This window comes from Olsenella profusa, from assembly GCF_016900315.1.
Lineage (GTDB): Bacteria > Actinomycetota > Coriobacteriia > Coriobacteriales > Atopobiaceae > Thermophilibacter > Thermophilibacter profusus_A.
On the sequence record NZ_JACSNQ010000056.1, the window covers coordinates 1 to 231 of the forward strand.

At 67.1% G+C, this 231-nt stretch carries 1 protein-coding gene; it reads right to left on the reverse strand.

The features are described 5' to 3' along the window. Window positions 1-133: 133 nt before the first annotated feature. On the reverse strand, window positions 134-223 hold the full coding sequence (locus H9X80_RS09300) for an SDR family oxidoreductase (RefSeq protein WP_342590906.1): 90 nt from the start codon (window positions 221-223) through the stop codon (window positions 134-136). Window positions 224-231: the final 8 nt, after the last annotated feature.

The window sequence follows — 231 nt, forward strand, 5'->3', positions numbered from 1 at the left end:
GCGACCATGGCCTCCCACGTCTCCTTGGCCGTGTTGGCAAGCGGGGTGACAGCGCCGATACCCGTGATAGCTACCCTGTGTTCCATCTCGTCTCCCAACGATGGTACGAGGGGACCGTCCCCTCGTATCACCGCTACATCGCCATGCCGCCGTCGACGCGGATGACCTCCCCGGTCACGTAGGAGGCGGCGTCGCTCACGAGGAAGCGCGCCACGGCCGCCACCTCGTCGG